We start from the raw sequence: 17,644 nt of genomic DNA on the forward strand, positions 1-17,644 counted from the left end.
CGCCCCATGTCATAATGGCGGGCGTCCGGATTAACAGCCGTAATGTAACACAGATAACCAAATGGACAGGCGCTTCACAGCCACTATGACAACACTTATCAAAAAATTCCGATCTGCCAGAAAATTTGGTCTTATCACCCCGGTATTTACCTTGTCCATCAGCCTTGTCGCCAGCCATACCGCTCAGGCCCAGCAAGCTGCGTCCAGCCAACCGGGTTATCTGAACTGGTATCCCAAATCGTTGCTGACTGAAGACGAACTAGCCGCAACACCTGAGTTTTGCTCCGGCAGCTATCGACTGTCTGAGATTCCGGCGTTATCCGATGAGCGGATTGAAGTGGAAGCTGACAGCTCAACGCGAGAGAAAAACGGTGACACCCAATTCTCGGGTGATGTCGAGTTTAAACAGCACAATCGTATTTTAACCGGCCAGCACGCCAGTTGGTTTCCGGCCACGGAATCGGGCTTTTTCAGCGGTGACGTAAAATTGCGCAGCCCACTGCTAACCCTGCACGGTGAAAAAGCCGAACTGGCTGCCGACGGAGTAATGACCTTTTCGACCACTGAATATGCAGTACCCCAGCGTCATTTACGTGGCAGTGCCGAGACATTAAGCAGCCCGGGCGACGGCCGTTTTAAATTAGAAAACGCCACCCTGACCTTCTGCGAGCCACAAAGCAATGACTGGGATATTGCCGCGTCTGAATTAGAGATCGATCAGAATAGCGGAGTTGGCACCGCCTGGAATGCTCGCCTACGGGTAGCCGATGTGCCGGTAATGTACCTGCCGTATTACCGTTTTCCGGTGGGCGATCAGCGCACCACCGGTTTTTTAGACCCTCAAATTGCGGTTAACGGTCAGCTACAGGCGGAAGATATTCAGCTGCCATTTTACCTGAATATTGCGCCGAATCTGGATGCCACGATTACTCCGCATCATATTCTTGATCGTGGCCTGGCCTGGGAAGGTCAGCTGCGTCATAAAACCCGGTTATTCGGCGACGGTGAATTAAACCTCGGTTATCTGGGGGAAGATGATTTACAGCAGCAGGAGTACGACGACTTCAACAATGAGCTGCCGGAAGATGCCACCAACCAAAAAGAATCCGATGAGCGCTTCCTGATTAATTACACCCAGGCAGGCCGGATTTCCCAACACTGGCAACACCGCTGGCAGTTTAATAAAGTCAGCGACAGCGACTACTTTAATGACACTAACCCTACCGGGCCGGTCAACCGCGCCACTCACCTACCCAGCAGCGGCGAAATATTCTTTGATCAGGGCAACTGGCATTTTGATGTATTAGCAGAAAGCTTCCAGACCATTGATGACAGCATTGCTCTGAGAGACCGTCCTTATCGCCGTTTGCCGGAACTGGATCTGAGTTATCAGCCCACCGTGCTGAATGACTGGCAATTAGAGCAACAACTGCAGTACACCCAATTCAGCCGTAAAGACGAAGAAGAAATCGACTTTGTTGATCAGGAGTTATCCGGCTTTGATGCCCTGAACGGACGTCGCCTGTTATCCGAAACCGCCTTGTCTTACCCGATGGAATGGCCATTTGGCTTTGTAACGCCTAAGGCGGAATATCGTTACCGCAACTATGAACTGCTGGATGCCGACGAAACGGTTGAAGCCAATGACAATATTGAGCTGAACTCCGCCCATGGTATTGGTCGTTATAGTTTGGATGCCGGTCTGTATTTTGACCGTGATTTTGAATGGTTTAACAGCGACTACCAACAAACGCTGGAACCACGGGTATTCTGGGTGAAAAGCCCATATCTGGCGGGGCAGGAATTTATTCCTAACTTTGATACCGCCGAGCGCACCGTGACCTATGCCACCCTGTTTACCGGTGATCGCTTCAGTGGTGGTGACCGTCTGGCCGATCTGGATCAGGTCAGTGTAGGCCTGACCTCACGTTTTATACGGGATGATGGTCTGGAACAATTCCGCGCCAGTATCGGTCGTATTTATTACAACGAAGATCGCCGGGTACAGCTGGCAGGCAGCGCGGCGGGGCTGGCCGAGCTGGATCAGGAGAGCACTCAGGCAACTTCCAGTACACTGGGCGAAGTGGAGTGGAACCCAAGCGAACAGCTGTCTCTGTACCACACGCTGGAATGGGACCCCTACGAAGACTACGCCAAACAGCGTCGTTACGGTTTGCGCTTTGAAACCCAGCAGAATCGTATGTTGAATATCGCCACCAATACGGTGCAGGAGTACAACGAAACGGACGACCGCTTTGATATTACAACCAAACAGCTGGACTGGGGCTTTTTCTGGGCGCTTAACCAGAGTTGGGGCATCGTTGGCCGCCAGTTGCGCGATTTACGCTCCTACGACAGCGATGAAGCTCGCCCGGTCAGCAACGTACTGGAATCATTAGCTGGTTTTGAGTATCAGAACTGCTGCTGGCGTTTCCAGATGTTATACCGCGAATCGACTTCCTCGGATAATGATCGCGAAGAATTCAGTACAGACAAACGCTATGGCTTTATACTCAGCATCCAGTTAAAAGGCCTGACCACCTTAGGCGGTGGCTCCGATGCCCTGATTGAGGATGCAGTAACCGGTTACTCACGACGAAACTATCATGACTATTAAATCTATTCTTTCTGCCGGGTTATTCAGCTTCGGCCTGTTATCCGGCGCAGCGCAGGCAGCCCCGGTATCCATTGACCATGTGGTGGCCGTTGTTGATGACGACATCCTGATGGACAGTGAATTACAGCTGCGTATTGGCGAAGTAAAACGTCAGAACCGCGGAGCACAGTTACCGGCGGCCACAGTGTTACGCACTCAGGTACTGGAACGTATGATTCTGGAAAGCATTCAGCTGCAGATGGCCGATCGCGGTGGTATCCGTATTGCCGACACCGAGCTGAATAACGCCATTCGCCGTATTGCCTCCCAGAACCAGATGTCACTCAGTGAATTCCGCCAGGCGATGGAAAGTGAAGGTGTGTCTTTCACCCTCGCCCGTGATCAGATCCGTAATGAAATGCGCGTCAGTCGGGTACAGCGTTTTCAGGTTGGTGAGCGAATTCAGATCACCGATCAGGATGTCGATTATTTTCTCGCCTCCGATCTGGGCAAACTGGCCTCAGCGGCAGAATACCGTATTGGCCATATTCTGATTGCCGTACCGTCTCAGGCCAGCCCGGGGGATTTACAAAAAGCCGAAAAGCAGGCCCATGGTATTGTCGCCAACCTGCGCAGCGGTGCCGACTTCCAGCAAACGGCGATTGCTCAGTCGAACGGTCGTAATGCATTAAAAGGGGGTGATCTGGGCTGGCGCAAAGAAGCGCAGTTACCGGGTATCTTTGCCGATGTGATTCCTGAGTTGCAGGTTGGTGAAGTATCCAACCCAATCAAAAGCGCCAGTGGTTACCATATTGTCACCGTGACCGAAAAACGCGGTGGCACGACACAAATGATCACCCAGACCAAAGTACGTCATATTCTGGTGCAGCCGAACGAACTGCGTAGCGCGGCAAAAACCAAAGCACTGATTGAGCGCATCTATAAGCGCCTGCAAAACGGTGAAGACTTTGAAACCCTGGCACGTGAATTCAGTGATGACCCCGGCAGTGGTGCCAGCGGTGGCGACCTGGGTTGGGTAAACCCAGGCGATATGGTGCCAGCCTTTGATAAAACCATGGCGGCCACTCAACCTGGCGAATTAAGCGAGCCGTTTGAGAGTCGCTTTGGTTGGCATGTTCTTCAGGTTGAAGGCCGCAAAGAAACGGATATTGGTGCAGAGAAACAACGCGATCAGGTACGCCAGCTGTTATACAGCCGTCGCTTTGAGGAAGAACTGCCGATCTGGCTGCGTAAAATCCGTTCCGAAGCGTATGTTGATATCAAGGGCGATGAATGATCCGGCTGGCAATTACCGCCGGTGAACCGGCCGGCATTGGCCCGGATTTGTGCATTCAACTGGCTCAGCAACCACATAATCAACGACAACTGATTGTGATTGCCGATCCACAACTGCTGCAGCAACGGGCTCAGCAGCTGGGGCTGGCGCTTGAGATTCTGATCTTTGATGATCGCAGTCCACTGCAAGCCGCTAAACCTGGCCAGCTATGGGTGTACCCGGTCAGTTTACGTGCTCAGGCAACGGCCGGTGTGCTCGACACCACAAATGGTTTGTATGTGCTGGAAACCCTGCGTATTGCCGCTCAGGGTTGCCTCGATAAACGCTGGCACGGCATCGTTACCGCGCCAGTACACAAAGGGGTGATCAATGATGCTTTAGCAGCCAACCCGGAGTTTGATGATCCGGTGATCAAGGCCTCTGATGTTACCGGGCACACAGCTTTTACCGGCCATACAGAGTACTTCCGCGATTATTGTGGTGTCACCGAAGTGGTGATGATGCTGGCCACCAGCGACTTAAAAGTCGCTTTGGTCACCACTCACCTGCCGTTGCGTGACGTGGCGGATGCCATTACTCCCGAACGTATTCAGCGCGTCAGTCGTATTCTGCATCACGATTTACAAACCTTTTTTGGTTTACCACAACCGCGCATTCTGGTTGCCGGGCTTAATCCACACGCCGGTGAAGATGGGCATTTAGGCCGTGAAGAGCTGGATGTGATTAACCCAACACTGGCAGGGCTGCGCGATGAGGGCCTGCAACTGATTGGCCCGCTACCCGCAGACACCTTATATACACCCAAGTTATTAGAACAGGCGGATGCCACCCTGGCGATGTATCACGACCAGGGATTACCGGTATTAAAATTCCACGGATTCGGACGGGCCGCTAATATTACTCTTGGACTTCCGATTATCCGCACTTCGGTTGATCATGGTACAGCACTCGATCTGGCAGGCAGTGGTAACGCTGATGCCGGTAGCCTGCTGACTGCGATCGAAGTTGCCAGCCAAATGGCACACAATGTATGAGCAATACCTCCGACTCCCGTTCGTTAAACCCGAATCAGCACGGCCATAAGGCACGTAAACGCTTTGGTCAGAACTTTCTGCACGATCACTACGTGATCGACAAAATTGTACGCTCGATTAATCCTAAGCCGGAAGATTGTCTGGTGGAGATTGGCCCGGGCATGGGGGCCATCACTGAGCCCCTGCTGGAAGCCAGTGGTCGCCTGAACGTGGTTGAACTCGACCGCGACCTGATTCCGATCCTGCGCACCAAGTTTTTTAACTACCCGGATTTTAATATCTACGAAGGCGATGCGCTGAAGTTTGATTTCCGCCAGCTGCTTGATAACGACGAGCAACAACTGCGGATTGTTGGCAACCTGCCTTACAACATTTCCACGCCGCTGATTTTCCACTTTCTGAGTCACCATGCCATGGTGAAAGACATGCACTTTATGTTGCAGAAAGAAGTGGTCGATCGTCTGGCTGCCGGGCCCGGTACTTCTGATTATGGCCGCCTCGGCATCATGGCGCAGTATTACTGCAAAGTAGAGCCGTTGTTTATTGTTGGCCCCGGCTCGTTTAATCCGCCGCCCAAAGTGGATTCGGCTATTGTCCGGCTGGTACCTTACGATGAGCTGCCGTATCCGGCGAAAGATACTAAGGTATTACAACGGGTGGTACGCGAAGCTTTCAGCATGCGCCGTAAAACCATCCGTAATACCCTGAAAAAATTACTCAGCGCCGATGAGATTGAAGCACTGGGACTGGATACCAGCCTGCGTCCGGAGCGCCTGACGCTGCAGGACTACGTCAGCATTGCCGACGCGGTATACGATAAGCAGCAACATGAAGCTGACGACCAATAATCACTGAGACGACTGAGAGCAGCACGGATGAAGACACTTGACGATAGCATCGAAGTTGATGTCATCAGCGAATATCTGGCCGAGCAATCGGTGCCAGACGAGCAACGCTTTGTGTTTGCCTATCATATCCGCATTATTAACCACGGTGAGCAGCCAGCTACACTGCGCAGCCGCCACTGGTTTATCGCCAACGGCAATGCCGACGTTCAGGAGGTTAATGGTGAAGGTGTGGTGGGTGTACAGCCCACCATTGAATCCGGTGATTATTTTGACTACTCCTCCGGTGCCGTGCTGGCAACCAAAGTGGGCAGTATGCGTGGCTATTATGTGATGGAAGCACAGGATGGCACCTTATTTCATGCCACTATTCCGGTCTTTACTCTGGCCACCCCACACGCTCTGAATTAACTAAGATTTTGTAAATGGCTACTTACGCAATTGGTGATTTACAAGGCTGCTTTGAACCGTTGCAGCGCTTGTTAGATAAAGTGAAATTTAACCCGGCTAAAGACCACTTATGGCTGGCCGGTGATCTGGTTAACCGCGGCCCGCAGTCGCTTGAAGTGTTACGTTTTCTCAAAGACCTGCAGCACCGGGCTGTTTGTGTTCTTGGCAACCACGATCTGCACCTGCTGGCGGTGTACTACGGTGATCATAAGATCAAACGCAGCGACACACTGGATCTGATTCTTAACGCACCCGATGTGGATGAATTAATGGACTGGCTGCGCCATCAGCCGCTGGTGCACTTTGATGAAGCGCGCAACTGGTGCATGACCCATGCTGGGCTGCCGCCTCGCTGGAGTGCCCGTAAAGCCAGGCGTTTATCTCAGGAAGTGGAAGCGGCGATTCAGGGCGAAAAACCGCAGAAGTTTTTTAAAGAGATGTACGGCAACCTTCCGGTGCGCTGGGATAAAAACCTTGAAGGTGTTGATCGTCTGCGCGCAATTGTAAACTTCCTGACCCGTATGCGTTTTATCGATGGTATGGGGACGCTCGATCTGATGAGTAAAGAAGGCCTGGATACCGCCCCTAATGGCTTCTTGCCCTGGTTTAAGCATCCCAAGCGTAAAGCAGCGGATACCCGTGTTCTGTTTGGTCATTGGGCAGCCCTGGAAGGCAAAGCAGAAGCGGATAACGTGTTTGCACTGGACACCGGTTGTGTCTGGGGTGGTAAGCTAACGGCACTGCGTCTGGAAGATGAAAAACGTTTTCAGGTCAGTGCCCAGCCAAAAAAAGAATCGATGAACAAAAAAGTCAGTAGTAAAAAGAAGAATACAGTATGACTCAGTTTAAACGCATTGCCGCCTCCGACGCTCACACCCTGCTCGATGCCGGTGATACACAAGTGATTGATATCCGCGACCCGGGCAGTTATGCACAAGGCCATATCCGCCATGCCCTTTATGTTGATAACAGCAATGTGCAGCAGTTTGTCGAAAATGCCGCCCGGGAAAAACCATTATTAGTGTGCTGTTATCACGGTAATTCCAGCCAAGGCGCGGCACAATATTTTGCTGAACAGGGCTTTCAGGAAGTCTACAGCCTGGATGGCGGTTATGAGATGTGGAAAGTAGCTTACCCTCAGTGGTGCGAGCAATAATATTTCGAGCTCCTGATTGCTGTTCCTGAATTAAACAGGTTCATACCATAATGATGGAGCTAAACATCTGAATTAAAAACATTTTATCGTTTATTTAAACGCTTGTTTCAGCGCTTATTTCAGCGCTGGCGCCCCATCTTTCTCTTCCCTTTTCATTGTTTACAAATTCTTTTAATTGGTCGAAACATACTAATTCGGCACAGCAAATGCTTTATTAAATCAACGGCGTCAAAAATTAATCCTAACAATAATTTACTGGCGAACCGCAACCAAACTGACCCATACTGGTCTTATAAAGCGTCTATTTAAATTTCACGTAAAGCAGTAACGGATATGTAAACCAAAATTAAAAGCAACAGCCAAGAGGTGACCTATGAGTGTATTCAGCCGTTATCAGGAAAGGTATCAGGCAACACAGGAAGAGGTAATGTCCCTGCAGCAATACCTTGAGCTCTGCAAACAGGAACCATCGGTGTACGCCACGGCCGCAGAGCGGATGTTAATGGCAATTGGCGAACCAGAAGTGATCGACACCTCAAAAGATTTACGCCTCAGTCGTATTTTTTCCAATAAAGTCATTAAACGTTATCCGGCTTTTTCTGAATTTTATGGCATGGAAGAAGCCGTAGAAAACATCGTTGCTTATTTTCGTCACGCCGCTCAGGGGTTGGAAGAGCGCAAACAAATTCTGTATTTATTAGGCCCGGTGGGGGGCGGTAAATCCTCATTGGCAGAACGGCTGAAACAGCTGATTCAACATATTCCCTTCTACGCGATTAAAGGCTCTCCGGTTTTTGAGTCACCTCTGGGATTATTTGACCCAGATGAAGATGCTCATATTCTTGAAGAAGACTACGGCATTCCGCGGCGTTATCTCGGCAAAGTGATGTCGCCCTGGGCGGTCAAACGCCTGCATGAACTCGGTGGCGACATCAGTAAATTTGAAGTGGTCAAACTCTACCCATCCATTCTCGATCAGGTTGGGGTCGCAAAAACCGAGCCCGGTGATGAGAATAATCAGGATATTTCCTCTCTGGTGGGTAAAGTTGATATCCGTAAGCTGGAAGACTTCTCACAGGATGATCCGGATGCGTACGCCTACTCCGGTGCTCTCTGTCGTGCTAATCAGGGATTAATGGAATTTGTTGAGATGTTTAAAGCGCCCATTAAGGTGCTGCACCCACTGTTAACCGCCACCCAGGAAGGTAATTACAACGGCACCGAAAGCATGGGCGCCATGCCATTTGAAGGGGTGATTCTCGCCCACTCGAACGAATCCGAGTGGCAAACCTTCCGTAATAACAAAAACAACGAAGCCTTCCTCGACCGGGTTTATATCGTCAAAGTCCCTTACTGCTTACGTGTTGATGAAGAGGTGGATATTTATCAGAAACTGTTAAAAAGCAGTTCGTTAGCGAATGCTCAGTGTGCCCCGGATACATTGAACATGCTGGCGAAATTTACCGTATTGTCTCGCTTATTAGTGCCGGAAAATTCCAGCGTGTATTCTAAAATGCGTATTTATAATGGCGAGAACCTGAAAGACACTGACCCCAAAGCAAAATCGATTCAGGAATACCGCGACACCGCTGGTGTTAACGAAGGCATGAGTGGTATTTCCACCCGCTTTGCTTTCAAAATTTTATCCAAAGTTTTTAATTTCGACTCGACCGAAGTGGCGGCTAACCCGGTTCATTTGTTGTATGTGCTGGAACAAGCACTGGAACAGGAACAATACCCGGAAGAAATACACGACCGTTATCTGAATTATATTAAAGAGTACCTGGCAACTGAATACGTTGACTTTATTGGCAAAGAAATTCAGACCGCTTATCTGGAGTCTTATTCCGAATACGGCCAGAATATTTTTGATCGTTACGTTACCTATGCCGACTTCTGGATTCAGGATCAGGAATACCGCGACCCGGAAACCGGAGAAATGCTTGATCGTACCGCGATTAACGAAGAGCTGGAGAAAATCGAAAAATCCGCTGGCATCAGCAACCCGAAAGATTTCCGTAATGAAATTGTGAATTTTGTATTGCGTGCCCGCGCTAACAATAATGGTAATAATCCGTCCTGGCAGTCGTACGAAAAAATGCGCTCAGTAATTGAGAAGAAGATGTTCTCTAATACCGAAGATCTGCTACCAGTTATTTCTTTCTCAGCGAAATCGTCCTCAGACGATCAGAAAAAGCACGACGATTTTGTCGACCGTATGACCGAGCGAGGCTATACCGAGAAACAGGTACGGTTATTATCCGAGTGGTATTTACGCGTTCGTAAGTCGCAATAATTCCTGCAAGCGAGGTAAGGTATGTCTTACATTATCGACCGGCGCTTAAATGGTAAAAATAAAAGCATGGTAAATCGCCAGCGCTTTTTGCGTCGTTACAAGCAACATATCAAAGGGGCAGTTTCGGATGCGGTAAATAAACGCTCCATTACCGATATGGAGCGTGGTGAACAGGTATCCATCCCCACCCGCAGTACACACGAGCCCATGATCACTCATGGGCCCGGGGGCAAACAACACCGTGTGTATCCCGGTAATAAAGAATTTAATACCGGTGACCAGATTCAGAAACCACAGGGTGGTGGTGCTGGTTCAGGCAGCGGCCAGGCCAGTAACCAGGGAGAAGGAGAAGACGATTTTTCGTTTTACCTCAGTAAAGAAGAGTTCCTGAATTATCTGTTTGATGATTTAGAACTGCCCAATATGGTGAAAAAAACATTAAGCCAGTCCAGTGAATACAAAACCCTGCGTGCTGGTTTTGTTTCCGAAGGCACGGCCAATAATCTGTCGGTGGTTCGCTCTTTACGTAATGCTCACGCCCGGCGTATTGCCATGGGTTCCGGCAAACGGAAAAAGCTCAAACAGCTGAAGCAGCAATTGGCGGAATTTGAACAAGAAAGTACATCACAAGCTTCTGTAATACAGCAACTGCAAGAAGAGATTGCCGACCTGGAACGGCGACTAAAACTGGTGCCTTTTATTGATGATCTGGATTTACGTTATCGTAATCAGGTTAAAGTGCCAGTACCCAGCAGCAAAGCAGTGATGTTTTGTCTGATGGATGTCTCCGGCTCGATGACTCAGGATGTGAAAGACATCGCAAAACGCTTTTATATTCTTCTGTATTTATTTCTGCAAAAAAACTACGACCATATCGAGATTGTTTTTATTCGCCACCACACCAGTGCCAAAGAAGTATCGGAAGAGGACTTTTTCTACTCCCGGGAAACCGGTGGCACCATTGTCTCCAGCGCACTGCGGCTGATGCAGGAGATTGTTGAGCAGCGCTATACCAGCAGTGAATGGAATGTTTATGCCGCCCAGGCGTCCGATGGTGACAACTGGGATGACGACTCGCCCCAATGTGCCGAGCTGTTAAATAACCGTTTATTACCTATGGTGCAGTATTTTTCTTATATCGAAATTACCCCCCACCAGCACCAGGCTTTATGGGAGGCTTATAAAAATCTGGAACAAAGCCATCATGGCCGCTTTGCTATGGCACAGATACGTAATGCTGGAGATATTTATCCGGTGTTCCGTGAATTATTTGCCAAAGAGAAATATCAGCAAGCCAGTTAAACATGCGTTGATGAGGTCTTTATGACGAGCCATTCTGTAACGAACAAAACAGAAGATAACAGGGAAAGACAGTATATCTCCACCGACTCAGACTGGAACTTCGAATTATTGCAGCGTTATGACGAAGAAATCGCCCGGGTCGCTGCGTTATATAAACTGGACACTTACCCAAATCAGATCGAAGTGATCAGTGCTGAGCAAATGATGGATGCCTATTCATCGGTAGGAATGCCCATTGGCTATAACCACTGGTCTTATGGCAAGCAGTTTTTATCGACACAGAAAAATTATCAACGTGGCCAGATGGGGCTGGCCTATGAAATAGTGATTAATTCAGATCCCTGTATTGCCTATCTGATGGAAGAAAATACCTTGCCTATGCAGGCGTTGGTCATTGCCCACGCCTGTTATGGTCATAATTCTTTTTTTAAGGGTAATTACCTATTCCGCACCTGGACGGACGCCAGTTCAATTATTGATTACCTGTTATTTGCCAAACACTATATCCGAAAATGTGAAGAAAAATATGGCATGGATGAGGTAGAAAAAACCCTAGATGCCTGCCATGCCCTGCAGAATTACGGTGTCGACCGTTACCGTCGGCCCAAACCGGTATCAGCCGCCGAAGAAAAGCTGCGCCAGCAAGAACGAGAAAATATTCTGCAACAGCAGTTAAACGATTTATGGCGCACTATTCCTAATCAGGAAAAAGCCGAAACCCAGCAAAAGAAACGCCGCTTTCCATCCGAGCCACAGGAAAACCTGCTGTACTTTTTAGAGAAAAATGCTCCCTTACTCGCGCCCTGGCAGCGAGAGATTGTGCGTATTGTGCGAAAAATATCCCAGTATTTTTATCCACAACGTCAGACTCAAGTGATGAACGAGGGCTGGGCTACTTTCTGGCATTACACTTTGCTGAACCATTTGTACGATGAAGGTAAGGTGACCGATGGCTTTATTCTTGAATTTCTCAGCTCACACACCAACGTGGTTTTCCAGCCACCGTTTGATGCGCCCTACTTTAATGGCATCAATCCTTATGCGTTAGGGTTTAATATGTTTCAGGATATTAAGCGCATCTGCCAAAACCCAACCGCTGAAGATAAAGCCTGGTTCCCGGATATTGCCGGTAGTGACTGGCTGGAAACTCTGCACTTTGCCATGCGCAATTTTAAAGATGAAAGTTTTATTCAGCAGTTTTTATCGCCAAAGCTGATGCGTGATTTTCATCTGTTCAGTATTTACGATGATGACGAGAAACCCAACTTTGAAGTCTCAGCCATTCATGATGAGCGAGGCTATCGTCAGGTACGGGAACGCTTGGCACAACAGTATGATTTATCGGTGCGCGAGCCTAATATTCAGGCCTGGTCGATTGAACTTGAAGGGGATCGGTCACTGACATTGCGTCATACCATGCAGGATAGCAAACCGCTGTCCAGTGATACTCACGAGGTACTCAGGCACCTGCATTATTTATGGGGTTTTGATATTCATCTGGAAACCTGGCAGGAGCAACGTATGGTTAAACGCTTCTCCTATCCGGCCACCACGCTTGAAGATTTTTAATTTTGACTTCAATCCAAAAGCGTTTCTGAGGCCGCTAGGGCAAGTAGCTTTTTACCAGGCAATCACCATATCATCGCGCTGAATCGCTAAATGCTCTGCCGTGTATTTCATTTCAGCCACCACAAACTGTGGCTGAACCTGCTTCACCACCACCTCGGTCGCCATATCACTTAACTCCGTGCGGGGTTCCAGATCAAGGTTATAGAAGGTACTGGTGCGGTACACCTGAAACTTATCTCCCGGACGAATACCAGCACCGGCACTGGCTTCGATATGCAAGCGGTTACCACGGGCTTTCACCACACGTGCCATAAAAGGCTGACAACGTAATACTTCATCCAGATCATCCACCACAGAAGTCAGCACTTCACGCACTTCATGACCATAGCCAGTCTGCCAGAAGCGTGGTGAAGCAAAGCCAACGCCTTGCTGGCGTGGAATATCCCAATCGCCGGAAGTGGCATAACTGCGCTGAAACAACATGGCACCACTTAAGCCATCATGAACAAACACATCCACCACAAACTGACGCTGAGTGCCGGATGATTCAAACCCGGCCAGTGACAGCCATCGATCGGTAATACCCGGTTCTGATTCCCGCGCTTCTCCCTGCATAGCCAGATCACGCACCACACCAGAAACCACATACTGAGCGCCCAGCTGGGTTGCCAATGAGATGGACGTGGTTAACCGTTGTTGTGGCGTTTCTGCTGACGGCGCACGGCGAGGGTCCTGAAACAGACTAGTGCGGGTAGCATCCAGCGCATGAGTAGCACCACGATCATTCAGAGTATTCAGCAATACCCGGGGTAAATCCTGCTCGATATTCTCCAGCTGCCCCAGCGTTGCCTGCATCGGTTGTGCTAAACCAAAGCCGGTAATCGCAATGGCCTTACGATAGCGCTGTGACGAGTTCGGGCACATCGCCTGAGCACTGACATCGGCACGAATGGCGATCTGATACAGGCCATCCAGTTGCTCTTCCCAGAGTACTTCGACATTTTTGAGCTGAGCGTCTGAGCGCAGGCGGATCTGATCTTCTTCGATGACTCCATGTTCCATCAGCTGAGTACTGCTGATTTGCGCACCGGCACGTAAACTGGCCTGGCGCATGGCATCGTCCAGCGCTTGCTGGCGCACATACGAAATGGCTCCGTCTAACGGTGCCTGACCAACCACCTCAACCGTTAATGCCAGGGCAGAAACCGTCAGGGCATTTAACAACAGCAATAAAAACAGACGCTTTAACATAATGACCACCGTTTGCCCGATTAATTATTCAATCTGGTTATTTATTCAATCCAGCTATTCAATAAAGTAAAAGCCAGATTCCGGCAAGGCTGCCTGACCCTGAACCCGCTGGCGCTGAGAAGCGGCAAAATGATTTGGATTATTGCCACCCAAAGGCACACGGCAATCAACATTAAAGCGCTGGTTATCCGTGGTTTGTAAACAGTTACGGAAGCCCTGATCAATAATCATCTCAAGAACCGTTTCGACACTGCCATCGGGCAGCACATCGGTGGAAACAACGCGGGCACCGTGCATATAGGTTTCGACATAGGTGCGGAAGCGGTCGTTCTGAACCACCATATCGCGCACTGTAGTGCTGCCCTGAATGGAGGTTCCGTAAACCCGTTCAGCCATAGAACGGTAAGCGTCCATCTTCGCTGCTCTCATTGCCATCAGACGTTTTTGCACCGGATTCTTTTTGGTGTCAGAAGCCATCGCGCCATAACCCACCACCCGCAGTACCATCGGAGCAATCGGATCAATTTCCTGCTCAACTGGCTGAAAAAAAGCTTCCGGTTCTTCAAAGCTTTCTTCTTTAATCAATGCACTCGAACAGGCCTGTAACCCCAGTATTGAAGTCAGAGCCAGACTGACGGCAAAGCCCTTACGCATTGAATGTTTCATACCAATTCTCCTAAAACCTGATCTGCTTGTCGTTGCCTGAAACAGCGCTTAGTGGGGTTATCGGCATCCGCCAGCAGATATTTAACAAATAAATTTACCCCCTGCTTGTACCCCCGAATGGTGAGGAACAGATAAGCAGAGGGGTACATAAGTCTAGTTGAGAATTTTGCGGAAGAAGATTCTTTTCAGGCAGCGATCCAGCGGCCGGTGCCACTGGTACAGAGCCAGCCCCGCTAATAACAAGGCGGCACCTTTGAGCGCCACCCGCTCAAAACTTTCGTCATTAAGCAGATTCCCCCAGGTCAAAGCCAGAACCGGAGCAATCAGGGTAATTAAAGTGACACGTGCAGCTGACAGGTATTTAAGAATATAAAAGTACAGCATAAACCCAATAATGGAGCCAAACAGCACCAGATATCCTAAGCCAAGCTGGCTTTTTAATGACCAGTTTTCAGGAATGCTGATACCAAAAAACGGCAACGTCAGCAGATACAACAGCGACGAAAACCCTAACGTGCCACTGGTTTGTACCATCGGATGTAATCCGGCATTAGCTTTTTTCACCCACACCGCACTCCAGGCAAAAAAGAACACCGACAATAAAGTACCAGCAATCCCACGCCAGGCATCGGCATCAACCGCCGTGCGGGCACTGACGACGAGTGTCAGTCCAGACAGGGCAATCAACAGAGCCAGCAGTCGCGCCGGGGTCAGTTCACGTTCTTTTAACCAGACATAAGCAATCGCCCCGGATAACATCGGCGATAAACCATACATCACCGAAATTAATCCAGAAGGAATATATAAAGAACCCCAGTACACCGACATCATGGCGCCATAAACACCCACCGAGCCTGCCAGATAGCTGGTTAATGCGCCTTTAGTAAATACCAGGCGCTGACGCAGCAACCACAAAACCGGTACAGACAATAACGCCGCGAACCACATGCGCAGTACCAGTGCGGTATAGAAGTCCAGCCCTTGCTGACTGAACTGAATCGCCAGCGGTGTGCTCGACCAGATAAGAATGACCGTTAAATAGGCAAGTATAATAACCATGCCAAATCCTCCTGTTAGATAAGTTGGAGGGTCTGCGGCCAGGCAATAAAAAAGGCCGCTGATGCGACCCTTTGAATGACCAGTTAGTTGTCAATAATCGGATCGCAATTTCACCCAGGCACACCAGATTGCACGCATGGCCAGTCGGACAGCGCGTAGCTTTACGAAACGAATCATCGTCTGTGTCAGCATGGTGGTTATTTCCTGAATATCAGTGATTACAATGTTGCCGACTGGCATTTAAGGTACGCCAGTCAGTTGGTGTCGATCATGACAACTAAGCCAGCATAAAGTTCAGACTTTATTCATGCAAGATTTGATTTTATGGCTAAGGTTAAATTTACAAGAACAATCGTTTCGCCTTAATGCTCAGGAATTTTGATCATGATTAAACGCTCCCTGCTCGCTGCCTCCGTGGCTGCAATCAGTGCTCAATCGGCTCTAGCGGCTCCGTTTTTACCAATCGACGCCCGAGGCCTGGCTATGGGGAACACCGGTGTTGCCAGTGCACAACGTGCCCATGCCCCGGCTTACAACCCGTCTTTATTATCTCAGGCCCACGAAGATGATGATTTTGCGCTGATTTTCCCACAACTGGGGGTCAGCGTGCGGGATGAAGAAGATACTGTATCTACCGCTGAAGATATTGCCGATGACTTACTGCCAGCACTGGAAGATCTGATTGAAGATGGTGTTGATGGCGGCCCAAGCTTTGAGCTTCGTGTCGAAGCGCTGGAACAGGCTATTAATAATTTTGATGTTGCGATCCAGAACATCAATAACAACAGTATTACCCCCAGCACACGCCTATCGAATCTTGAAACCCGTAATACCGAATTAAAAGATGCTCTGGAAGATGTTCGCGATAGTCTGAGCGATGTGGATAATGTGGCGGATAACTTAACAGAGTCGTTAGAAAGTATTTCCGGTGATCCACTCAGTGGCCGGCTAGGTGTTGGTACCGCGCTGGCAATTCCCAGTAAAAAGTTTGCCGCCGCATTAAGCGTCAGCGGTACCGCTACCTTCTCCGGGCGAGCCATTTTTTCAGACCGCGACCTGGATCTATTAGGTTCTTATGTACCGGGAGCACAAGCCTATATTGATGAAGCACGGGCGGTAACCAATACCTTTGATGCCGCGCTGACTGCAGCCAACGCCGAAACTAATGATGCTGATAAAGTTCAGACATTAGCTAATGAGTTACAAACCAACAATATTGAAGATCAGATCGACGATGCCAGTAACTTCGGTTTTACCGCTGGCAATGGTACTGAGATCTTTAGTGGTGGTGAATTAACCGATGAAGCCAGTGATCCGAATCTGGACTCCCGGGTTGAAGTGGTTGCGGTTGCCGTTGTTGAAGCCGCACTGTCCTTCTCCCGCGAGTTCACCATTGCCGGGGAGCAGGTCGCTATTGGTATTACGCCGAAAATCCAGAAAATCTCGACCTTCCACTATGTCACCGAAGTGGATAACGATGATGATATCGAAAGTGAAGATATTGAAGATTCACAAGAAGATTACAGCCACTTCAACCTGGATATTGGCGCCTCTTATCGCTTTGGTGATGCCAACCAGTGGACTGTTGGTCTGGTGGCCAAAAACCTGAACGGCGGCGAGTTTGATTATCAGGATGCGGTGGTTGAAGTCGATGCAGAAGATCGTGCATTACCAAACTTTCAGGAAAGAACCATCCGCGGTGGCAAAGTCTCACTGGATCCACAATTCCGCGCCGGTCTGGCTTATCAAACCGAATGGGTTGCTCTGGCACTGGACGTAGACCTGATGGAAAACGATCCGGTTGCGTTTGAAAACCCAACTCAGTATGCCGCGTTAGGGGCTGAGCTGAATTTATGGGATACCGTGCAGTTCCGTACCGGCTACCGCACCAACATGAGCGCTTCGGATGCTGATGTGGTATCGGTTGGTTTTGGTTTCTCGCCATTTGGTGTTCATCTGGATATTGCCGCACTGGCAAATCCAAACGACGTAGAGAAAGAAGCTGGTGTAGCGATGGAGCTGGGCTTCTATTTCTGATACCTGCTACTACTTCTGCAACTTATACAATACCTGCTTAACAGCAAAGCGCGTTACACTAACGCGCTGAACTGCGATAGCCCTGA

At 49.3% G+C, this 17,644-nt stretch carries 14 protein-coding genes; 11 read left to right on the plus strand and 3 right to left on the minus strand.

Annotation, left to right across the window (positions count from 1 at the left end):
- Window positions 1-85 precede the first annotated feature (85 nt).
- The 10 genes from ACO05E_RS03640 to ACO05E_RS03685 all read left to right on the plus strand — a co-directional run bounded on the left by ACO05E_RS03640 (window position 86) and on the right by ACO05E_RS03685 (window position 12,545).
- A complete protein-coding gene (locus tag ACO05E_RS03640; protein WP_419811635.1) occupies window positions 86-2,617 on the plus strand; it encodes an LPS-assembly protein LptD in 2,532 nt (843 codons plus the stop codon).
- Window positions 2,607-3,893, plus strand: a complete 1,287-nt coding sequence (locus ACO05E_RS03645) for a peptidylprolyl isomerase (RefSeq protein ID WP_419811636.1) — start codon at window positions 2,607-2,609, stop codon at window positions 3,891-3,893. The genes ACO05E_RS03640 and ACO05E_RS03645 overlap by 11 nt, the downstream gene beginning before the upstream one ends.
- A complete protein-coding gene (pdxA, locus tag ACO05E_RS03650; RefSeq protein WP_419811637.1) occupies window positions 3,890-4,927 on the plus strand; it encodes a 4-hydroxythreonine-4-phosphate dehydrogenase PdxA in 1,038 nt (345 codons plus the stop codon). Before ACO05E_RS03645 ends, pdxA begins: the two co-directional genes overlap by 4 nt.
- A complete protein-coding gene (gene rsmA / locus ACO05E_RS03655; protein ID WP_419811638.1) occupies window positions 4,924-5,775 on the plus strand; it encodes a 16S rRNA (adenine(1518)-N(6)/adenine(1519)-N(6))-dimethyltransferase RsmA in 852 nt (283 codons plus the stop codon). The genes pdxA and rsmA overlap by 4 nt, the downstream gene beginning before the upstream one ends.
- Window positions 5,776-5,802: 27 nt before the next feature.
- Entirely contained in the window at window positions 5,803-6,183 is a 381-nt protein-coding gene (gene apaG / locus ACO05E_RS03660) for a Co2+/Mg2+ efflux protein ApaG (protein ID WP_419811639.1), read from the plus strand.
- A 14-nt stretch (window positions 6,184-6,197) separates the two neighbouring features.
- Entirely contained in the window at window positions 6,198-7,061 is an 864-nt protein-coding gene (locus ACO05E_RS03665) for a symmetrical bis(5'-nucleosyl)-tetraphosphatase (protein WP_419811640.1), read from the plus strand.
- Window positions 7,058-7,378, plus strand: a complete 321-nt coding sequence (gene glpE / locus ACO05E_RS03670; protein WP_419811641.1) for a thiosulfate sulfurtransferase GlpE — start codon at window positions 7,058-7,060, stop codon at window positions 7,376-7,378. The genes ACO05E_RS03665 and glpE overlap by 4 nt, the downstream gene beginning before the upstream one ends.
- A 373-nt stretch (window positions 7,379-7,751) precedes the next feature.
- On the plus strand, window positions 7,752-9,674 hold the full coding sequence (locus ACO05E_RS03675; RefSeq protein ID WP_419811642.1) for a PrkA family serine protein kinase: 1,923 nt from the start codon (window positions 7,752-7,754) through the stop codon (window positions 9,672-9,674).
- 21 nt (window positions 9,675-9,695) lie between these two features.
- Complete coding sequence (locus ACO05E_RS03680) at window positions 9,696-10,976, plus strand: YeaH/YhbH family protein (protein ID WP_419811643.1); 1,281 nt, start codon at window positions 9,696-9,698, stop codon at window positions 10,974-10,976.
- A 21-nt stretch (window positions 10,977-10,997) separates the two neighbouring features.
- The gene (locus ACO05E_RS03685; RefSeq protein ID WP_419811644.1) at window positions 10,998-12,545 is read left to right on the plus strand and encodes a SpoVR family protein; all 1,548 of its coding nucleotides are present in this window, start codon (window positions 10,998-11,000) and stop codon (window positions 12,543-12,545) included.
- Between the two features lie 51 nt (window positions 12,546-12,596).
- Here ACO05E_RS03685 and ACO05E_RS03690 read toward each other — a convergent pair whose 3' ends face one another.
- The 3 genes from ACO05E_RS03690 to ACO05E_RS03700 form a co-directional block, all read right to left on the minus strand.
- Window positions 12,597-13,796, minus strand: coding sequence for a flagellar assembly protein FlgT (locus tag ACO05E_RS03690; protein ID WP_419811645.1), 1,200 nt, complete (start codon window positions 13,794-13,796; stop codon window positions 12,597-12,599).
- 54 nt (window positions 13,797-13,850) lie between these two features.
- Window positions 13,851-14,462 carry an LPP20 family lipoprotein gene (locus ACO05E_RS03695; RefSeq protein ID WP_419811646.1) on the minus strand — a complete coding sequence of 204 codons (612 nt, stop codon included), beginning with the start codon at window positions 14,460-14,462 and terminating at the stop codon, window positions 13,851-13,853.
- Window positions 14,463-14,615: 153 nt separating this feature from the next.
- The gene (locus tag ACO05E_RS03700; protein ID WP_419811647.1) at window positions 14,616-15,521 is read right to left on the minus strand and encodes a DMT family transporter; all 906 of its coding nucleotides are present in this window, start codon (window positions 15,519-15,521) and stop codon (window positions 14,616-14,618) included.
- A gap of 384 nt (window positions 15,522-15,905) precedes the next feature.
- Here ACO05E_RS03700 and traF point away from each other — a divergent pair, with 384 nt between their 5' ends.
- The gene (gene traF / locus ACO05E_RS03705) at window positions 15,906-17,558 is read left to right on the plus strand and encodes a conjugal transfer protein TraF (RefSeq protein ID WP_419811648.1); all 1,653 of its coding nucleotides are present in this window, start codon (window positions 15,906-15,908) and stop codon (window positions 17,556-17,558) included.
- Window positions 17,559-17,644: the final 86 nt, after the last annotated feature.

Origin of the sequence: Bacterioplanoides sp., assembly GCF_965226395.1 — a bacterium.
Taxonomy (GTDB): domain Bacteria; phylum Pseudomonadota; class Gammaproteobacteria; order Pseudomonadales; family Oceanobacteraceae; genus Bacterioplanoides.

Coding starts and splice junctions, on each gene's coding strand:
- ACO05E_RS03700 (WP_419811647.1), bottom strand. CDS start 15,521: ATGGTTATTATACTTGCCTATTTAACGGTCATTCTTATCTGGTCGAGC.
- traF (WP_419811648.1), top strand. CDS start 15,906: ATGATTAAACGCTCCCTGCTCGCTGCCTCCGTGGCTGCAATCAGTGCT.
- ACO05E_RS03640 (WP_419811635.1), top strand. CDS start 86: ATGACAACACTTATCAAAAAATTCCGATCTGCCAGAAAATTTGGTCTT.
- glpE (WP_419811641.1), top strand. CDS start 7,058: ATGACTCAGTTTAAACGCATTGCCGCCTCCGACGCTCACACCCTGCTC.
- pdxA (WP_419811637.1), top strand. CDS start 3,890: ATGATCCGGCTGGCAATTACCGCCGGTGAACCGGCCGGCATTGGCCCG.
- apaG (WP_419811639.1), top strand. CDS start 5,803: ATGAAGACACTTGACGATAGCATCGAAGTTGATGTCATCAGCGAATAT.
- rsmA (WP_419811638.1), top strand. CDS start 4,924: ATGAGCAATACCTCCGACTCCCGTTCGTTAAACCCGAATCAGCACGGC.
- ACO05E_RS03680 (WP_419811643.1), top strand. CDS start 9,696: ATGTCTTACATTATCGACCGGCGCTTAAATGGTAAAAATAAAAGCATG.
- ACO05E_RS03685 (WP_419811644.1), top strand. CDS start 10,998: ATGACGAGCCATTCTGTAACGAACAAAACAGAAGATAACAGGGAAAGA.
- ACO05E_RS03665 (WP_419811640.1), top strand. CDS start 6,198: ATGGCTACTTACGCAATTGGTGATTTACAAGGCTGCTTTGAACCGTTG.
- ACO05E_RS03675 (WP_419811642.1), top strand. CDS start 7,752: ATGAGTGTATTCAGCCGTTATCAGGAAAGGTATCAGGCAACACAGGAA.
- ACO05E_RS03645 (WP_419811636.1), top strand. CDS start 2,607: ATGACTATTAAATCTATTCTTTCTGCCGGGTTATTCAGCTTCGGCCTG.
- ACO05E_RS03690 (WP_419811645.1), bottom strand. CDS start 13,796: ATGTTAAAGCGTCTGTTTTTATTGCTGTTGTTAAATGCCCTGACGGTT.
- ACO05E_RS03695 (WP_419811646.1), bottom strand. CDS start 14,462: ATGAAACATTCAATGCGTAAGGGCTTTGCCGTCAGTCTGGCTCTGACT.